The 18,947-nt window shown below is 47.1% G+C and carries 13 protein-coding genes; 5 read left to right on the plus strand and 8 right to left on the minus strand.

Going from position 1 to position 18,947, the window contains the following annotated elements; translation table 11 throughout:
* Positions 1-57: 57 nt before the first annotated feature.
* Entirely contained in the window at positions 58-1,926 is a 1,869-nt protein-coding gene (locus QUA97_RS11350; protein WP_194070156.1) for an efflux RND transporter periplasmic adaptor subunit, read from the minus strand.
* A gap of 161 nt (positions 1,927-2,087) precedes the next feature.
* Here QUA97_RS11350 and QUA97_RS11355 point away from each other — a divergent pair, with 161 nt between their 5' ends.
* Positions 2,088-2,237: a hypothetical protein gene (locus QUA97_RS11355; RefSeq protein ID WP_194070157.1), complete on the plus strand. Its 150-nt coding sequence runs from the start codon at positions 2,088-2,090 to the stop codon at positions 2,235-2,237.
* A 132-nt stretch (positions 2,238-2,369) separates the two neighbouring features.
* A complete protein-coding gene (locus QUA97_RS11360; RefSeq protein WP_194070158.1) occupies positions 2,370-2,798 on the plus strand; it encodes a hypothetical protein in 429 nt (142 codons plus the stop codon).
* Between the two features lie 106 nt (positions 2,799-2,904).
* On the opposite strand, the gene QUA97_RS11365 is transcribed toward QUA97_RS11360, so the two are convergent.
* From QUA97_RS11365 to QUA97_RS11395, 7 genes are all read right to left on the minus strand, one after another.
* Positions 2,905-3,915, minus strand: a complete 1,011-nt coding sequence (locus tag QUA97_RS11365; protein ID WP_333194644.1) for an ABC transporter permease — start codon at positions 3,913-3,915, stop codon at positions 2,905-2,907.
* Positions 3,916-3,924: 9 nt separating this feature from the next.
* Complete coding sequence (locus QUA97_RS11370; RefSeq protein ID WP_194070161.1) at positions 3,925-4,476, minus strand: AAA family ATPase; 552 nt, start codon at positions 4,474-4,476, stop codon at positions 3,925-3,927.
* A gap of 65 nt (positions 4,477-4,541) precedes the next feature.
* A complete protein-coding gene (locus QUA97_RS11375; protein WP_333194645.1) occupies positions 4,542-6,200 on the minus strand; it encodes an ABC transporter substrate-binding protein in 1,659 nt (552 codons plus the stop codon).
* Between the two features lie 297 nt (positions 6,201-6,497).
* A complete protein-coding gene (locus QUA97_RS11380) occupies positions 6,498-7,112 on the minus strand; it encodes a hypothetical protein (protein ID WP_194070165.1) in 615 nt (204 codons plus the stop codon).
* 368 nt (positions 7,113-7,480) lie between these two features.
* The gene (locus QUA97_RS11385) at positions 7,481-8,608 is read right to left on the minus strand and encodes a type II secretion system F family protein (RefSeq protein WP_194070167.1); all 1,128 of its coding nucleotides are present in this window, start codon (positions 8,606-8,608) and stop codon (positions 7,481-7,483) included.
* Between the two features lie 196 nt (positions 8,609-8,804).
* The gene (locus QUA97_RS11390; protein WP_194070169.1) at positions 8,805-9,902 is read right to left on the minus strand and encodes a type IV pilus twitching motility protein PilT; all 1,098 of its coding nucleotides are present in this window, start codon (positions 9,900-9,902) and stop codon (positions 8,805-8,807) included.
* A gap of 206 nt (positions 9,903-10,108) precedes the next feature.
* On the minus strand, positions 10,109-12,118 hold the full coding sequence (locus QUA97_RS11395; RefSeq protein WP_194070171.1) for a GspE/PulE family protein: 2,010 nt from the start codon (positions 12,116-12,118) through the stop codon (positions 10,109-10,111).
* Positions 12,119-14,043: 1,925 nt separating this feature from the next.
* Here QUA97_RS11395 and grpE point away from each other — a divergent pair.
* From grpE to dnaJ, 3 genes are all read left to right on the plus strand, one after another.
* Positions 14,044-14,835 carry a nucleotide exchange factor GrpE gene (gene grpE / locus QUA97_RS11400; protein WP_194070173.1) on the plus strand — a complete coding sequence of 264 codons (792 nt, stop codon included), beginning with the start codon at positions 14,044-14,046 and terminating at the stop codon, positions 14,833-14,835.
* A gap of 511 nt (positions 14,836-15,346) precedes the next feature.
* Positions 15,347-17,476, plus strand: a complete 2,130-nt coding sequence (gene dnaK / locus QUA97_RS11405) for a molecular chaperone DnaK (RefSeq protein WP_333194646.1) — start codon at positions 15,347-15,349, stop codon at positions 17,474-17,476.
* A gap of 139 nt (positions 17,477-17,615) precedes the next feature.
* Entirely contained in the window at positions 17,616-18,743 is a 1,128-nt protein-coding gene (dnaJ, locus tag QUA97_RS11410; RefSeq protein WP_194009412.1) for a molecular chaperone DnaJ, read from the plus strand.
* Positions 18,744-18,947: the final 204 nt, after the last annotated feature.

An 18,947-nucleotide genomic window follows, 5' to 3' on the forward strand; every position in this document is an offset into this window, starting at 1 on the left:
ACTGTTGACTGTTGACTACTAACCACTGCCAACTGCCAACTGCCAACTATCAACTGACTACTTCTGATTCTTGATAATATCCTCCAACTTTTTACCAGCAGGAAGTTCAGTAAACACCCGATCGCCCGCCTTAGCACCCTCCAAAATCTGAATCTTGTTACCAATAGTCGATCCAACAGTCACAGGCTTAAACTTCGGCTGCTGCTTCTCATCGGGAACTAGCACACCTGTTTGACCTTTATTGGTCACAATTGCCACCGTCGGGACAACCAAAGCATTGCTGAGCTTTTGACCGACAAATCTCAAATCTACGTTCATACCCGACTGCAAGAAATCCTTGCCAGAGTCAATGGCAACTCGCACTTGAAACAAAGTTACATCTCGTTCCTTAACAGCTTCCGGCGCAATTAACTTAACGCGGCCTTTAAACACTTTATCGGGATAAGCATCAGCCACTATTTCAACTATTTGACCCGGTTTAATTTGACTGATATCTGCCTCCGGCACTTTCGCCAAAACCTCCACATCTCTAGCCAAAGCGACAATCGATGTCGAAGTTGCCGAAGTAGCTTCCGATGCCGAAGTTGCCGGAGTTACAAAAGCTCCTTGAATCGCGTATCTTTGGGTAATAATTCCCGCAAAAGGAGCGCGAACTTTCGTATCTTCTAACTGCACTTCTTGAAAGCGGACTTGAGCCTGAGCTTCGGCTAAATCAGCTTTAGCGGCAGCTATTTCTTCCGGGCGAGCACCGTTTTCTTGGGCGGCCAATTGGCTTTTTGCTTCAGCAACTCCTGCTTCGGCTTTAGCGATTTCTTCTGGACGGTTGCCGTTTTCTAGTTGCGTTAATTTGCTTTTTGCTTCGGCAACTTCTGCTTCGCCTTTGGCAATTCCTTCCGATCGCGTGCCGTTTTGTAACTGTTTTAATGCTTGCTGCTCAACGTCCACAGCAGCTTGCAGTTGCTTAATTTGCGACTGCCGACTTTCTTGCAGTTGTTGCAGGCGTTTTTGAGATTCTGTTAATTTAGCTTGAGCAGTGCGATCTTCTTTGATTAATTCATCCAGTTTATCTTTAGCAAGAGCGCCTTCTTGCACTAACGGGCGGTTACGTTCCACCCGCTTAGCTGTTAGTTCGGCTTGGGCTTTACTCGATTCAATTTGCGTTTGTGCTTGGGCAATTTCTTGTTTTGAACTGCCGGTTTGAGCATCTGCTAAGCGAGCTTGAGCTTGGGCTAAACGAGCTCGCCCTTGGCCTACTTCTTCGATGCGGCTACCTGCTCGCAGTTGCTGCAAATTAGCTTGAGCTTGGGCTAAACGAGCTCGCCCTTGGTTTACTTCTTCGACGCGGCTGCCGGCTTGGAGTTGAGCCAGAGTCGCCTCGGCTTGATCTAAGCGCGCTCGGGCGCTGGCGATGTCTTCCGATCGATTCCCGGCTTCAATTTTGGCGAGTTTGGCTTGCACGCTGGCCTCGCGGGCTTTAGCTTGAGCCAGTTGAGCTTCTACATCGCGGCTTTCCATGCGGGCCACGATCTGTCCTGCTTCGACTTTATCGCCCTGTTCGACAAATAATTCTGCGATCCGCCCGGAGCCTTTGGGGCTGAGATTCACGCGCTGTACGGGCTGCACCGTGCCGCTGGACGTGATCCGCACCGTGAGGTTTTGGGCTTCCACCGGCACTGTCATTGTGGCGATCGCATCTACTTTCGGCTGCGATCGACTTTTTGCTATGTATAAGGTAGTCGGTACAGCTAGCAACCCGGCTGCAACCAAACCGATCGCCCACCGCTTCGGCTTTCGTGCGGGTTTCTTTGGAGACTGCTTTTGGGCGGTTTTATTATCTGCAATTTTCGTCTCTGGGGCCTTGGTGTCTGCAATCTGAGAATCTTCCACCTTGACCTGAGCAGTTTCCTCTTTAGGACTAACTATCATACCGACTTACCAGCTAATTTAATCTCAGGATTACCTTAAAGGTAAAATTTTTACGGATGCTTGGCATCGTCTTTGAGACTCATCCGATCGGGTGATTTAAAAAAAGTTCCCCAACCAGCACCTATAAACAATTATAGCTAATTATTGCAGCTTATTAAAAAATGTTAAGCTTTTTCAGTCTCAAGATGCGGGCCCAAACTTCCCTCGCGCCAAACTCAGTCTATGGGAAGGCTTTCTTCGGGGTGCGATCGACCGCGCGCTTGGTTGCGCCACAGCAATCCCAGGGCGATCGGGCAGTTTTAAGCTCGTAACGGCACAATATGAAGACTCTTCTCATAAACCCGGTTTCGCGATCGCCAAGCTTAAATCCTCAATACATCTGCCCCGTGCCCGCAACAGGTTAAAATATTTTGCAAATCCCTTAAAAATGGAAAACACCAAAAATGAATCGTCCTCAAAGCGTTACAATTCTGGCAATTTTGCAGCTAATTAGCGGAATATTCAGTATCCTTGACGGCTTGTTTATCTTACTATTTGCTGGCATTTTTGGCGGTCTCGGTGCGGCTGTCGGTGGCGCAAAAGTTGGCACAGTAATCGGCGGATTCATTGCAATTTTTGCTGCGATCGCTTTAATTATCGGCATTATTTCCTTAGTCTTAACTTGGGGTTTGTTTCAACTCAAAAGTTGGGCTTGGACGGGAACATTAATTATCCATGTCATCGCCATTTTGTCGCAAATTGCTAAACTGTTTGGCAGCGCAGGTGCAGCAGTCAATTTTTTAACTTTGGGTTTTGCAGCAGCTAGTATTTACTACCTGCTGCGTCCCGATGTCAAACAAGCGTTTTCTATTGGATCTATTAATCGTCTCTGATTTGTGAATAAGATTTTTTTTATGAACCGCAGAGGCGCAGAGAACGCAGAGAAATAGAGGCAATAGAGAGGTTTAAAAATAGTTTCAAGATTGTTATTGGCTCTAATTAACGGTAGCGAATTCTTGGGTCGAAAAAAACATAGGAAATATCAACCGCCAGATTAATCAATACAAAAGTCACAGACACAAAAATTACTCCTCCTTGGACAATGGGGTAATCCCGCGTTAGAATTCCGCTGTAAATCCAAGAACCAATTCCCGGCCAGGAGAAAATCGTTTCAGTCAGAATCGCGCCACCTAAAAGCGTGCCAAACTGCAAACCAATAGTTGTGACGATCGGCAAAAACGCATTTTTCAAAGCGTGTCTCAAAATTACCCAAAATTCTGGCAAACCCTTCGCCCGCGCCGTGCGGATGTAATCTTGCTGCATCACTTCCAGCATAGCAGCACGGGTGATGCGAGCGATAATTGCTAGGGGGATAGTTCCTAAAGTCAAGGCGGGAAGGATGAGATGGGCGATCGCATCCCGGAAAGCAACGAAATCCCATCTCAGCAAAGAATCCAAAACATAAACACCCGTAATCGACTTAAAACCAAACCCCAAATCTACACTAATCCGCCCGCTAGGAGGCAGCCATTTCAGATAAACTGCAAACAAATAAATCGACATCAATCCCAACCAATAGACTGGCAAAGATACGCCTATTAAGGAACCGCTCATAGTTAGATTATCGAGCCAGCTATTTTTGCGAACAGCAGCCAAAATCCCCGCCGGAATTCCGATAATAACTGCCACCAACATCGCCGCCACCGAAAGTTCTAAAGTAGCAGGCCAGCGAATTTTAATTTCATCAATTATCGGAATCCCGCTAATAATGCTATTTCCTAAATCCAGGCGAAGCAAACTCCCTAAAAAAGCCCAATATTGCAAAGGTAAAGGCTGATTCAGACCCAATCTCGCTCTCAAGATTTCCACTTGTTCGGGAGTTCCCCGTTCTCCCAAAAGCACTGTCGCCGGGTCTCCCGGTATCAAATGCAAAAACATAAATACTAGCAGAGTGATTCCGAAAAGGACTGGCAATATTCCCAGCAAACGTTTAACAATATATTGAAACATCAGTTGAGCTCATTCACCTTGCAAATTTGCCAAAATTCGATCGACCGTTTCTTCTACCGTTAGATTGGTTGAATCCAGCCAGTAGCCAAGGCGAGGAGTTTCGGTACGGAGAATGCGATCGAAGGCATAAACCATTGTTTCGTTGGCATATCCGGTCTTCGATCTTGCTGCATCCCGTGCGGCTACAACTTCTGCCTTCGGACACAGAACGATCGCGGACAACGGCACATCGTGGAAAGTGGCAAGTACCTCAGCCAGTGCCGAACCAATGATGATGTCTTGATAAACGACCGTAAAACCAGCCTGGAGATAGTGTCGCGCTGCCATTGCTGCCAGGTGATACCGCAGTTGAAGCTGCTGATATGCTTCTGCTGACAAATTTAACGCCATTTCCGCCTGTCCGTTCACAATCATGCGACGAAAGATATCGCCGCGAAGGTGGACACTTTTGGGCAACCGTTCGGCAAGTGATTGCGCCACACTTGATTTTCCGGCGGCCATGTTCCCGGTAATCAAAATAATTTGTGGCTGATGATTTGCAGGTTGCTGATTGCTCTCCATACTGTTTGTTAAGGTAAATTCATGTAAAGTATGATAACCCCGGAGAGGTGTCTCGATCTAAACTCTCAATTTTTGCTCACTTCCTCAAAAGACTCCGATCCCAAAGGACTCGGAATCCAACCTTGAATATTCTTGCGTTTCCCTAAAAGCGGCTGGGAATGTACGATCGGCAAACGTACAGCTTCCCCATGCAAAATCTCGCTAACTTCCGCATAAATTTTCGCCCTAACTGCTTTATCCCCACTCGCCCTTCCCCGATCCAAAAGTTCCAGAACTTGCGGATTTTTCCAATTCCCCAAATCCGCCGTGGAACCAGGCCCGAAGTGAGGATAATAAAAATTGTCCGGATCGCCATAATCTCCAGTCCAACCCATCATAAAAGCTTGAAATCCGGGAGGTTTTAGCCGATCGGCCAAATAAGCAGACCAATCCTTTGTCAGCAACTTTACCCGAATCCCGATCGCGCTCAAATCCGCCGCCAAAGCTTCAGCAATCGGCTTCGGCGTGGGAAAATAGGGACGGCTGACCGGCATATACCACAAATCCAAATCAAAACCGTTCGGATAACCGGCCTTCGCCAGCATTGCTTTAGCTTGCTGCGGGTTAAATTCGTAATCTTTAACTTTGTCTGACTGCGCCAAATTCACCGCAGGCGGAACAAATTGCGAGTCATATTTGCCAAGTTCTCCCCAGAAAGCTTTGACTATGGCTTCCTTGTTGATTGTTTGGGCGATCGCCCGCCGCACCTCCGGTTTCGACAAAGGCGCGTAACTCGGATTTAACGCTAAATAACCCACATTAAAAGAAGGACGCAAAACAGTTTCTAAATTAGTATCCGCTTGCACCTCTTTCAATTGATCCGGCGTTAAATCCACAGTAAAATCAAGTTGACCGGCCCTCAATTGAGCCAGTCTCGCCGCCGGATCGTCAACAAACCGAATTACCAACTGATTGACTTTCGGCGTTCCAGTTTTCCAATAATTAGGATTTTTCTCTAAAACAATGCGATCGCCCGATATCCATTCCTTAAACACAAAAGGCCCCGTACCCACCGCCAGCGACCCCGGAGTGCCGTATTTAGCCCCCGCTTTTTTCACCGCCGCCGGACTCGCGATCCCGAAATAACCCGACCCAATCGCCGCAGGAAAGGCAGCAAAAGGTCGATTTAAAACAAACTTAATCGTAGATTTATCAACAACCGTTACATCCTTTACTAGGGAATCTTTATCACCCTTAAATCCTGCAAAAAAGTCTTTCCAAATTTGATAAGTTTTCCCCGAATCTCGATAACCGTCAGGATTTTTGGCATCCCACCAGCGATCGACATTAAACTTAACAGCTTCCGCATCAAAATCCGTCCCGTCGTGAAACTTTACTCCCGATCGCAATTTAAAAGTCCAAGTTTTGACATCCGTGGAACTCGACCATTCCGTAGCAAGACTCGGTTCGAGTTCCACAGTTCCCGGTTTAAAATCAGTCAAGCGATTGTAAATTTGGTCGATCGCAATCACCGAATTGCCATCCGTAATATTTCCCGGTTCCAGATTGACAGGCGGCCCGCCCGCACCGTAAACTAAAGCACCCGGTAGAACGGCGGCGGGAGTTGTCCCAGTTGGAGAATTATTGCTAACCGTGTTTGAAGTAGTGCTGCAATTTGATAGAATTACAGCCATCCCAAAAAATAAACCTAATAAAACTAAACGCCAGGATTTTAACAATCTCATCTCAATAACTTCCGTTTAATAGCAAATTATACTCATATAAATAAAATTCTAAACTGCTCTTTCTCTCCCCTCTGCGCTCTCTGCGTTCTCTGCGGTTCATTTCTCTTTCTCGGTACCAAGAGTGCGATCGGCGGTTTGTTGAAAAAAAATCTATAGCGGTTCTCAAAAAAGTGAAGTACGCACCAGCCTCCCGTACCCGCGAGGCCCATTCCCGCGATCCGGCGTACCTCACAGCCAGGAAAAACGCTATAGTTTACTTCATAAAATAGGATTGCTATAGGCGATCGCACCACAAGCCTACAACTCATAACTCTCTTCACCCAGAGTCCCCGATTCTGCGATACCGAGAAACTCTTCATCCTCTACTTCCTCAACAGCCAAATCAAAACTTTCAACTACAAACGGCAAACCCGCCGCCATCAAACCGCGCTGAATGCGATCGGGCGTTTCCTCAAACAACACAAATAGCGGATGAACAGCCTCAGCTTCATCACTAAAAATGTGTCTGTAGCGGTGCGGCATCACCCATTCGTAACCATTATCCAGCCAAACCTGAGACTGCCGCCAGCGACCCAACAAAGCAGAAAAATCCTCGCCCGGACGATGAATGAAAATCAAAATTTCTACTCCAATTTTCACTTTCCATTCGGGATCGCACATCAAAATCGCCAAATCGCAGGGCAAACAAACCGCCTGTCCGGGCGATATGCTAGTCCCCCCGCTTCCCGCATAGGAAACCCCGTCCCGCAAGCGCGCAATGGGCAAAGGAATGCTAATTAAACTTTCGTTAGGCCGGCGCATACTCGGAATCATTTCCATGTACAGCCGATATTTTTTCAGCAGGGCGATCGCGGCAGAAGATTCGCTGTACTCTGCTAGCAAGGCCTCGTAATATGATTGTTTGACAGACATTTTAAATCAATTAATTAGTCAGTAGTCATTAGTCAGCAGTCATTAGTCAGCAGTCATTAGTCAGCAGTCATTAGTCAGCAGTCATTAGTTGGCGGTAATTGGTAATTGGTAGTTAAAAATTTAGCCAATACCAGACAACTGACCGAACAGTATTAAAAACTAAGGAATGAAAATTTAATAACTTAAACAATTGCTCGTATTGCTCGTTACCAGGCTCTTCCTGGTAATGCAGATAGGCGAGGCTCTGCCTCCTTCTATCTCGCTGCTTCTGGAGAGAGGACTGTAGGAGGTGCTTAAGTTATTAAGTTTTCGATCCTAAAACAAAACCAATGACTAATGACTACTGACTAATGACTACTGACTATTTTTTACAGCTTCTGAAACACTGCGAACATCGGCAAATACATCGACAGCAAAATCGAACCTACGATACCACCGACGACAACAATCATCAGAGGTTCTAGCATACTGGTAAGTCCTTTTACTGCTTCTTCAACTTCCGTTTCGTAGAAAGCGCCAACTTTCATCAGCATCTTGTCAAGTTCCCCAGTTTCCTCACCAATTGCCATCATTTGAATAGCCAAAGACGGGAAAACTTGCTGTTCTTGCAAAGCAATACTGATCATGCCGCCGCTTTGAATTTCCTGTCTCGCATATTCGATCGCATTTGATATCGCCTGATTCCCGGCCACGTCTCGCACAATTTCCAACGAATTGAGAATCGGCACGCCCGATCGCGTCAGCGACCCAAATATCACGCAAAACCGAGCCACAGCAGATTTTTCGATCAAATCTCCAAAAATCGGTAACTTCATCGCAATCCGATCGATTTGCAGGTGGCCTATTGGAGTTTTGTAGTACATATCGAAGGCAAATTTTAGCGCTATAATCACCCCAATAACTGTTATCTGTTGGATCGGAGGCCAAGCCGTACAAAATGCACTAATTGCCAACATAAATACCGTAAAAGCAGGCAAATCTGCACCAATATCCTTAAAAATTTTCGCAAAAGTTGGTAGCAGAAATATGGTCATTGCGAAAAAAATCACGATCGCGATAGAGAACACAGTCTTCGGATAAGACATCGCCGAATTGATTTCCGCCTCCGTTTTGTGATTTTTTTCCATCATCAGCGCCAGACGGTCTAGGGTTTCATCCAGCACACCACCGACCTCTCCCGCCGCCACCATACTGATAAACAGTTGGTCAAAAACATCAGGAAACTTAGCCATCGCCTCTGCCAAGTTGATCCCCTCCTGTACGTCAGCATTCATGCTCCTGAGCGCCCGCTTCAACTTCGCATTAGAACACTGCTCGTGCAGCACGGAAAGGCATCTCACGATCGCCACCCCGGCATTAAACATAGCGGCAAACTGACGAGCAAAAATAGCCATATCCTTAACAGTAAGACTGGTAAAGTTATACTCAATTTGCTCCTGAATCGCACTGAAATCAAAACTACCTTTCGGTTTTTCGCGGACAACGTTGGTAGCCACAGCTCACCTCTGAAAATTTATTAAAAATTAGTTGTCAGTTGTCAGTTGTTAGTTGTTAGTTGTTAGTTGTTAGTTGTTAGTTGTTAGTTGTTAGTTGTTAGTTGTTACCCATAATTAATAACAAGGGCCAACAGCAAACTGACTAATGACTAATGACTAATGACTAATGACTAATGACAACTGACTACTGACGGAATTAATGAGCTCCTACCTTGGCTCCACCAACAGGTGCCGGGCCAATCAAGCGTTGGAGTTCGTCAGCCTTAGAAGCCTTCGCCATTGCCGATTCCCAAGTGATTTTCCCGGTTTTGTAAAGTTCAGCCAAGGCCATTTCCATCGTCCTCATACCCAACTTCGCTCCCATTTGGATTTGGGAGTAAATCATTGGAGTTTTACCCTCCCGGATCAAGTTAGACATAGCTGGAGTATTCACCATGATTTCCATAGCGCAACAACGGCCGCCCCCAATTTTCACTACCAAATTTTGGCTAGCAATTCCGACTAAAGAGTTAGACACCTGGGCGCGAACCTGGGGCTGTTGAATCGGTGGAAACACGTCCAAAATCCGATCGACCGTTGCACCGGCAGAGTTAGTGTGCAGCGTTCCCATCACCATGTGACCAGTTTCTGCCGCCGAAATTGCCAGACCGATCGTTTCCAAGTCGCGCATTTCCCCCACCAGAATTACATCAGGATCTTCCCGCAGGGCTGCTTTGAGCGCATTAGAAAAGCTCTTAGTATCTTCGCCCTTTTGACGCTGGTGAAACAAACTCTTGACATTCGGAAACACGTATTCGATCGGATCTTCAACTGTGAGAATGTGCTCTGCCCGCGTCCGGTTGATCAGATCCAACAAAGCAGCCATCGTAGTAGTTTTCCCGGAACCGGTTTGTCCCGTCACCAACAACATACCCCTCGGTCTTTCCGTCATGTCCCGCAAAACCTGCGGCACGCCTAAAGCATCTGCGTTAGGAATCTTGGAGGCCAGAGCCCGCATACAAGCAGCCCAAGCACCCCGCTCCCGGTAGACATTGACCCGGAACCGAGCCAATCCTCTCACACCGTAAGCACAGTCGAGTTCCCACTCCATTTCCAACTGCTTGCGCTGCATATTGTTGAGCATTTGGAAAATCAGGATTTGCACTTCCTCAGCAGACAGAATGTCGCCGTATTGGGCTTGAGGAGTTAGTTTACCGCTGACTCGGAAGAAGATCGGCGCACCCGCTTGGATGTGTATGTCCGAACCCCCTTGCTCTACCAGGGACTCCAGTACGTCTTCAATCATCAGACCCATAGATACCTCTCCTAGATCGAGTTGATAGTTATTGACTAATTTAACTCAGTTAACAGTTGACAGTGAGCAGTGGGCAGTGGGCAGTGGGCAGTGGGCAGTTGACAGTTGACAGTTGGCCGTTACTACCAATAACTAATCACTACTACTAACTAATGACTACTGACTAATGACTACTGACTACTGACTACTGACTCTTGACTATTGAATCAATCCAAAAAGCGCGGTGTCAAGCAGTACGGACAATCCAGCATCTCGGGCTTCAATTCGGCCCGACAAGTTTTGCAGGTAAGTCCCTGCTTGCGTTTAGCTTTCATTTCCGCCTCCAAACCCGAGTCAGTAAATGTCACCCGCTCGACTTCTTCAAAGGTAGTCGCGCCTTCTCGCACCAACTGCAAGCTGTAAGCCAACAAAGTTTTCATCCCTTCTTCTACTGCTGCTTCCTTAATTTGCTCTGTGGGAGCTCCTTGAGTGATCAGAGTTTGAAGCCGCTCAGTATTTTTCAGGTACTCGTAAACCCCTACCCGTCCTTTGTAACCTAGGCCGCCGCACTTGCGACAAAGTTGCTCGCGTTCTGCGAGTTCCTTCCTTTCCTCCACCGGTACAGTGTTGGCTTTGTAAACAGTCAGATCAATTTCTTGAGAAGCCGACAGACCGTACTTACCGAGTTCTGCGGCAGTAGGCTGGTAAGGAATGCAGCATTTGTCGCAAACGCGCCGCATCAGACGCTGAGCCAATACGCCCAACAGAGCGGCCGAAACCATGAACGGTTCTACGCCCATTTCTGCCAAACGCGCGACTGCCCCGGCTGCGTCGTTGGTGTGCAGCGTCGTCAGCACCAAGTGTCCCGTCAAAGCAGCTTCCAGAGCAGTTTTTGCAGTTTCCTTGTCCCGCGTTTCCCCCACCAGCATCACGTCAGGGTCTTGCCGCAAAAATGCCCGCAGAATGTTGGAAAAAGTCAAGTCTTTTTCCCGAATTACTTGACATTGGGTAATTCCGGGCAAAGCATATTCGATCGGGTCTTCTGCCGTACTGATATTAACCCCCGGATCGTTCCGTTCCGCCAGAATCGAGTACAGAGTAGTTGACTTGCCCGAACCCGTCGGCCCCGTCACCAAAATTAGCCCGAACGGACGGCTAGCAGACTCTCGGACTAAAGCCAAAGTTTCCTCGTCGGAGATTAACAAACCCAAACCCAACTGAGTGCTGGAACTGTCCAAAATCCGCAGCACAATTTTTTCGCCGTACCGCGAAGGCAAGCTGTTCACCCGGAAATCCACCGTGCGTCCCTCGAACACCCGGCGGATGCGGCCGTCTTGAGCTTGTCGGCGTTCGGCAATGTCTAGGTTGGCAATAATCTTGAAACGAGCCGTAATCGCTTGGACTACCTGCTTGGGAAACCGGAAATACTCTTGCAGCACCCCGTCTTTCCGCATCCGTATCCGCATGAACTCTTCTTGAGGTTCTACGTGGATGTCAGACACCTTTTCCGACAAAGCTTTAGCCAAAATGATATTCACGGCCTTAATTACCGGAGCTGCTTCAGCATCGTCTAAGGTGTTAGCTAGGTCTTCTTGATCCGCACTCTCCTCTTCGAGCGAGAGTTCGCCAAAATCTCCCTCCCCTAATTCCAGCTTTCTCTGCTTTTCGGCTTCTGCTATTTTGGCTGCTACTTTAACTTGGTCGTCTTGATAGGCCGAAGTTATATCCTGATAGTCGTCTGGGGTAATCACCAAGCGCTGAAAACTCAAGCCGTGAGGCTTCAAAATCCGCCGCAAATCTTCTTGAGCATTGAGGTTGTCGGGATCGACCATTGCCACTACAACCGCCGGAGGCTCAGTTTCCGTTTTGGCTACGGGTAAAAATCGGCCTTGGTGACAAATGTCGATCGAAATCTTCAACCCGTCGAGCATAACTCCGAGTTGCTCGTTAGACAGGGCGCTCATCTCCGGGTCAAATGCCTCAACGCCGTAGACTATCTTCCTTTCAAACATCTGCTGCTTTTTATAAAGCCGCAGCAATTCTGGTGGCAATGGCTGCCCGGTAAGCGCTTCTAATACCTCCGTCAACCGCTTACCCGACTTCCGGCTATCAATTTGAGCTTGCTTCAGTTGGTCGCTGTTGACGTAACCCGACTGAATCATCTTGTTGAGAGCCGGAGTAAAAGTGCTCAGAGCAACTATCGATGTGGAGCGAAGCCCCTGGGATGCGTTAGTCATAGAAAAACACTCAATAGGTGGGAAACTCAGTCACAAAGAGTGCTGAGAGGAAAACCAACGCGGGCTTTTAACCCCCGTATGCTTTGCTTATGGATGAGCTATTGTGATTTGATGGCTCAATCCGTATATGTCAAGTGTAAGCTCGTAGTCCGCTCTAACTTTGGTCTACAAATTGACGAGAGTTTGGAGGGGGTTGCCGATGCTTGCCATCAGATATTGTTCGTGGAGTGCCGACTTTGTTTAGTTACCGGATGAACCCGCGAGATACTCTGGTTATAGCCTCGTGGCACATCACTTGGGGATTTACCCAGGGGTGTGTCGCTTTTGTGCGATCGTTTTATATTCGCAAATTGTTTGGTCAAATGACCGGGCCCTCGCAGGCGCGGTGCGTCTGTACTAGGTTCAAGCTCGGCTATGTGCTTGTTAATGATGATAGCTTTGACTAAGGGGTCGATCGATCTTTTGAGATATATTTTGATTAATTATCTGCGATCGCCCGATCGCACTTTGATCGCGCCTACTTTGAGCAGCTCTAGTTTTGGGTCGCCAAATATTACTCTAATTATATAGCAGTTCTCACTTTCGATGAGGTTTCGATCCCTCAATCTAAAATCTCAAATCTCAAACTTGTACCCTCGCGATTTGTGAGCCAGCGTATTGTGAGCCAGCGAAGCCGAAGCAAGTCGAAGTATCTCAAATCTAAAACTGGTACGCTCGTGATTTGTGAGCCAGCCTAGTCGAAGCAAGCCGAAGTATCCAAAATCTCAACCTGTACGTCACTTTTTAGAGAAACGCTATACCTTGATATCCCACCTTTGTCACTCAAACTTGATGATTCACAAATCCTGGCAATCACCTAATTAGATATTCCTCGTATTTACAGATTTCCAATCCAGATCTCAAGATATAATTTTTATAATCTTCATTTCTAAATATTCCCATATTTAAAATCTTAAATGTCAGTATCAAAAATAATTTAAACCAGCAGTACCACCATTTTTATGGCAGGTAAAGGCTTCCTAAAAGCGCTCAACTGCAAACATAAGTGTTAATAAGAAATGTTTTATTATATTAATATCCTCAAGTATTAAATTTTTATCATCTTATCAAAACTAACAATGTATTCGATCCGTTAAATAAGATTAAACACTATTTTGATATAAAATCGTGGGCGATTAGATTGTCAAAAATCTTTCAACAACCTCGAATTGCAAGTATTGATGCCGTAGCATTAATATTCTAAAACTCTTGTTTTATAATTAGACTCGAATTCTAACCCGCAAACCAGATATTATAATTTGATCGCGGCAATAGCACTTTTTTAAAAAGGCTTTTTATTAAGGGATAAATGCTTCCTGTTTTCCGGCTAACAACTTACTTCAAATTCCGCCTAGAGCAATTAGATTGATTTACGTTATTTAACTGTGATTCCAAGCAATTTTTGAATCTATAATTCTCACAAAAAAGCAATAAAATGTAAGAGTAAAAGCTAGTTTTAAGAGAGCAATTTAATATTAAATTGACATAAAATTTAGTGCTGTACCAACTTTCATCGCAGAGGGAGACATTGCAAAATCAATAGTTTGAAAAGCACTGAGACAGGCTAAACCCGGTCTGCTAGCGATGGGAAATCGCCAGGGATAGTATAAATTTAGACTTGACACTCATACTCTAAAAAAAGATTTAAATGCGATCGCATTAATCCCAAACAAGGCTCCAACAAAAGGTTTGTTGCTGGCTCCTGTTATCGGTAGAGATATAAAAAACACTTTCAAGATTTTATTGAAAGCTTGGACGGATGTTTCGACAAAGGCGCGAAATATCCTATAAATTAGAGGGTGCCATACAGAGTGAATTCTAGTTCTCTCGATTTACCGGGTTAAGTGTATCTGCTAGAATTGATAGGGTTCTGTCGCGCAGCTATTATGATTGAAGAGGAAAAACAGCAAGATCTAGATCCTGGCTCAACTGGGGAAACCCCCGAGGGTTCGCCAATGGCAAGCGAAACTCCGCCAGCACCAGCAAACTCGAACGAATCGGCCGATTGGGAACTCGAACTTGCTCGAGCTTATCAAAGTGCTCAGGGTGACTCGAAGCCAAACGCCTCCGGGGATGCTCTCACGGGCGGTTCCACCAACAATCCGGCTGTAAATGATGGGGCTGAGTCTTGGAAGAGGGAACTGGCCGAGGCGAGAGATGAAAAAGAGGCTTTGAAAACTCAAGTGCAAGCCGCATCCGCTCAAGTAGAAGAGCTAAAAAATCAAAGTCTCCGCCTAGCAGCAGATTTTGAAAACTTCCGCAGGCGCACCCAAAAGGAAAAAGAAGAGTTGGATTTACAGGCAAGATGTGGCACGATTAAAACCCTGTTACCGGTAATCGACAATTTCGAGCGCGCTCGATCGCACATCAAGCCCCAAACTGACGGTGAAATGAACATTCACAAAAGCTACCAAAGCGTTTACAAGCATATGGTAGATAGCCTCAAGCAAATCGGGGTTTCTCCGATGCGCCCCGAAGGCGAACAGTTTGACCCCAACTTCCACGAAGCTCTACTGAGCGAACCAAGTGACGAACACGAGGAAGGAACAATCATCCAAGAACTAGAACGCGGCTACATTCTGGGCGATCGCGTCTTGCGACACGCCAAAGTGAAGGTTGCAGCGCCTGGGATATCTGTGGTAGCCTCAGATGAAAATCCCGATAGTTCGGAAAGTTAATCGGGATACAACCTACTGCATTCCTCGAAGTCACTAACCCCCGAAGAGAATTCGGGGGCGTGAAGGCGGCAGGCTCAGTAACTTCTTAACTCTGGACTAAAAGCGGATTGGCGCTTTTTCAACAAATTCGGAAAAATGTTTGAACCCGTCCAAAAACGGGTACCTTCCCCCCGACTCATACCATTTTCGATTGGTGATTTGCGATAGGGAATGACTGACCTCATAAAAATTTGGAACCAAGGCCGATATTTGAATTTTTTCTGGGAACAGGTATGTGTAGTATCGATTCCCAAATTTTAGACTTGTGTGCGAGATCCCACATGAATCTGTGGAGTCAATTCTTCAATCTAAAATATAAAATCGATCGGTCTTTATATCTGGCCCTAGGATATCAAGTTTATTTCCTACAAATCCGGTCGGGTGGTGCTTGTTAAAACAAGCTGAGTCGGTTTTCATCCCCCAACTTGTAGTTGGAGGTTTGCAAACATCCTACAAAGTTTTATGAGGCGCTATGGTAAAAATTATTGGAATTGACTTAGGCACGACTAACAGTTGCGTAGCTGTGTTAGAGGGCGGTAAACCCGTCGTGATCGCCAATTCCGAGGGCGGCCGCACAACTCCGAGCATCGTAGGATTTGGCAAAGGGGGCGATCGCTTGGTCGGTCAACTAGCCAAACGGCAAGCTGTAACAAATGCTGTAAATACTGTGTACAGCATCAAACGATTTATCGGACGCAGGTGGGACGACACGGAAGAAGAAAGATCCCGCACTCCCTATACCTGCATCAAAGGCAAAGACGACACCGTTAACGTCCAAATTCGGAACAAGGTTCACACCCCCCAAGAAATCTCGGCAATGGTACTTCAAAAGCTGAAGCAAGATGCTGAAGCTTATTTGGGACAACCTGTTACCAAAGCCGTGATTACAGTGCCAGCTTACTTCACAGACGCTCAGCGACAAGCTACTAAAGACGCCGGTACGATCGCTGGTTTAGAAGTGCTGCGGATCGTCAACGAACCGACGGCGGCCGCCCTTTCCTACGGACTCGACAAGCAAAATATCGAACAAAAAATCTTGGTATTTGACCTCGGCGGCGGTACTTTCGACGTTTCGATCCTGCAACTGGGAGACGGAATTTTTGAAGTCAACGCCACCGCAGGTAACAACCATCTCGGCGGAGATGACTTTGATGACTGCATAGTTCAGTGGCTGGTAGAAGCTTTCCGCACTCAAGAAGGCAGCGACCTCTCAAAAGACAAAATGGCCTTGCAGCGTCTCAGAGAAGCTGCAGAAAAAGCGAAAATTGAACTCTCTCTCTCGCAATCCACCTCCATTAATTTACCCTTCATCTCCTCTGATGAAAAAGGGCCGAAACATTTAGAAATGGATCTTTCTAAATCTCAGTTTGAAAAACTGGTGGGTCATTTGGTACAAGCGACGATCGATCCGGTGACTCAAGCCCTCAAAGACGCAAGTCTGACCCCCAAAGATATAGACAGGATTATTTTAGTCGGAGGCTCAACCCGAATTCCGGCAGTTCAAGAGGCAATTAGCAAGTATTTTGGTGGCGCTTCTCCTGATAAATCCGTGAATCCCGACGAAGCTGTAGCTGTAGGCGCGGCAATTCAAGCCGGAGTGTTGGGCGGCGAAGTCAAAGATTTGCTGCTGCTAGACGTGACACCCCTCTCCCTGGGACTCGAAACCCTCGGCGGGGTGTTCACCAAAGTAATCGATCGCAATACAACTATCCCCACCAGTCGATCGCAAATGTACAGCACGGCGGCGGACGGGCAAACTTCGGTAGAAATTCACGTACTCCAAGGCGAACGCGCATTGGTTAAAGACAATAAAAGTCTCGGCAAATTCCTGCTCAAAGGCATTCCCGCAGCCCCCCGCGGCGTACCTCAAATCGAAGTTACCTTTGAAATCGATGCCAACGGCATTCTCAAAGTGGCCGCAGAAGACAAGGGAACCGGAAAAGAACAAAGCATCCAAATCTCCAATACAGGAGGATTGAGCGAAACCGAAGTCGAGCGGATGCGCCAAGAAGCCGAACTCTACGCTGAGGAGGACATCAAGCGCGTTCAACTCGCCGAACTCAAAAATCAAGCCGACACGCTGGTCTATAATTGTGGTGTCACTTTAAAAACCAACGCGCAATTGCTCGGCGACGACCTCAAAGTCGCAGCCGAAACAGCAGCAACAACTTTGAAGGCCGGGATGGCTAACCCCGACATCACAACCGAGCAACTAGCCGAGCAAATCGAAGCTTTCAAGCAACTGCTATACTCGCTCGGTACCGCAGTCTACGAGCAAGCTCGCAGCGCAGCCCCGTCAGTAGTAGAGGTTGAAAGCGAGACGATTTCACAACCAACAGAGGTTGCAGCTACCGACGACAGCATTTCGCTGACCCCGGATCTGCTGGTGGCGCTCCAAGCTCCGCCGGAAGCTCCACCGCCACCGGAACCCAAACCGGAACGACAACCGGAACGACAGCCGGAACCAAAGTCAAAGCGACAACCGGAACGACAGCCGGAACCAAAGTCAAAGCGACAACCGGAACGACAGCCGGAACCAAAGTCAGAACCAACAACACAGGTTCCAGAACCTGAAGTTGATGAGATGAATCCTTTCCTTTAGAGATGAAAAGCTAAAAATTAAAAGTTAAAAATTCTCATTGTTAATTCTTGATTTTTAACTTTTAATTGGTAATTTCAGGAAAGGTTGCCCGTTTTTTTTTCGTACACTTTTTGTTATTTACCTCCAGGCAAGCAGCTTTATGGCCGGTGATTACTATGAAATATTAGGCGTTTCTCGCAGCGCAGACAAAGAAGAAATTAAGCGTGCTTACCGCCGCCTAGCTCGCAAGTTCCATCCAGATGTCAACAAAGAATCTGGTGCCGAAGAGCGGTTCAAAGAAATTAACCGCGCTTACGAGGTACTCTCGGAACCGGAAACCCGCGCCCGTTTCGACCGTTTCGGCGAAGCAGGCGTGACCGGTGCAGGCGCACCTGGATTCCAAGACTTCGGCGACAGCTTTGCTGACATCTTTGAAAGCTTCTTCCAGGGGTTTTCCACGGGTGCGGGCGGTCAACAACAAGGTCGCAGGCGCAGCGGCCCGGTGCGCGGCGACGATTTGCGACTGGATTTGCGGCTGGATTTCCGCGAAGCAGTGTTTGGTGGGGACAAAGAACTCCGCATCAAACACCTAGAAACCTGCGAAACTTGCACCGGGACTGGTGCAAAACCGGGAACCAGACCTCAAACCTGTTCGACTTGTACCGGTAGCGGGCAAGTCCGCCGCGCTACTCGCACTCCTTTCGGTAGCTTTACTCAAGTTTCAGTTTGCCCCAGTTGCAACGGCACCGGGCAAGTGATTGAAGACAAGTGCGAAACTTGTGGCGGTCGGGGCCAGAAAGAAGTGATGAAAAAGCTGAAAATCACTATTCCGCCTGGGGTTGACAACGGTACTCGCTTGCGTGTCTCCAATGAAGGGGATGCGGGAAAACTGGGCGGGCCGCCGGGGGATCTTTACGTGTTCTTGGCGGTGAATGAAGACCCGCTATTTAAGCGGGAAGGCATTAATGTTAATTCGGAAGTGAAAATTAGTTACTTGCAAGCAATTTTAGGCTGTCGCTTGGAAGTGGAAACTGTAGATGGGCCGACGGAATTGTTGATTCCTACGGGAACTCAGCCTGGTACTGTTCTGACTCTGGAGAAAAAAGGGGTGCCGAAGTTGGGAAATCCTGTCAGTCGCGGCGACCATTTGATTGCGGTGTCTATTGATATTCCGACTAAGGTGACGGCTGAGGAGCGCGAGTTGTTGATGCAGCTTGCTAAGCTGAAGGGCGATCGTACTGGTAAAGGTGGCTTGGAAGGATTTCTAGGCAATTTGTTTCAGAAATAAGCAAATATTTGACACCCAATGGGTGTCAAATTTTCTTGTTTGATGATTCCGTGGCAATTTTTTAAATTCTCTCTCAAAAAAATGCGCGCAATTGCACGCATTTTGCCCAGGTAGAATAATGCGTTGGCATTTTGTTTAATTCTCTCTCAAAAAAGTGAGCGCAATTGCGCTCATTTGGTACAGGTAGAATAATTGTTCGGCAAT

This window comes from Microcoleus sp. CZ3-B2, from assembly GCF_036705055.1.
GTDB lineage: Bacteria > Cyanobacteriota > Cyanobacteriia > Cyanobacteriales > Microcoleaceae > Microcoleus.

What these genes read in the sequence shown, in the direction of transcription:
- QUA97_RS11350 (WP_194070156.1), bottom strand. Translation starts at nt 1,926, where the DNA reads ATGATAGTTAGTCCTAAAGAGGAAACTGCTCAGGTCAAGGTGGAAGAT.
- QUA97_RS11355 (WP_194070157.1), top strand. Translation starts at nt 2,088, where the DNA reads ATGTTAAGCTTTTTCAGTCTCAAGATGCGGGCCCAAACTTCCCTCGCG.
- QUA97_RS11360 (WP_194070158.1), top strand. Translation starts at nt 2,370, where the DNA reads ATGAATCGTCCTCAAAGCGTTACAATTCTGGCAATTTTGCAGCTAATT.
- QUA97_RS11365 (WP_333194644.1), bottom strand. Translation starts at nt 3,915, where the DNA reads ATGTTTCAATATATTGTTAAACGTTTGCTGGGAATATTGCCAGTCCTT.
- QUA97_RS11370 (WP_194070161.1), bottom strand. Translation starts at nt 4,476, where the DNA reads ATGGAGAGCAATCAGCAACCTGCAAATCATCAGCCACAAATTATTTTG.
- QUA97_RS11375 (WP_333194645.1), bottom strand. Translation starts at nt 6,200, where the DNA reads ATGAGATTGTTAAAATCCTGGCGTTTAGTTTTATTAGGTTTATTTTTT.
- QUA97_RS11380 (WP_194070165.1), bottom strand. Translation starts at nt 7,112, where the DNA reads ATGTCTGTCAAACAATCATATTACGAGGCCTTGCTAGCAGAGTACAGC.
- QUA97_RS11390 (WP_194070169.1), bottom strand. Translation starts at nt 9,902, where the DNA reads ATGGGTCTGATGATTGAAGACGTACTGGAGTCCCTGGTAGAGCAAGGG.
- QUA97_RS11395 (WP_194070171.1), bottom strand. Translation starts at nt 12,118, where the DNA reads ATGACTAACGCATCCCAGGGGCTTCGCTCCACATCGATAGTTGCTCTG.
- grpE (WP_194070173.1), top strand. Translation starts at nt 14,044, where the DNA reads ATGATTGAAGAGGAAAAACAGCAAGATCTAGATCCTGGCTCAACTGGG.
- dnaK (WP_333194646.1), top strand. Translation starts at nt 15,347, where the DNA reads ATGGTAAAAATTATTGGAATTGACTTAGGCACGACTAACAGTTGCGTA.
- dnaJ (WP_194009412.1), top strand. Translation starts at nt 17,616, where the DNA reads ATGGCCGGTGATTACTATGAAATATTAGGCGTTTCTCGCAGCGCAGAC.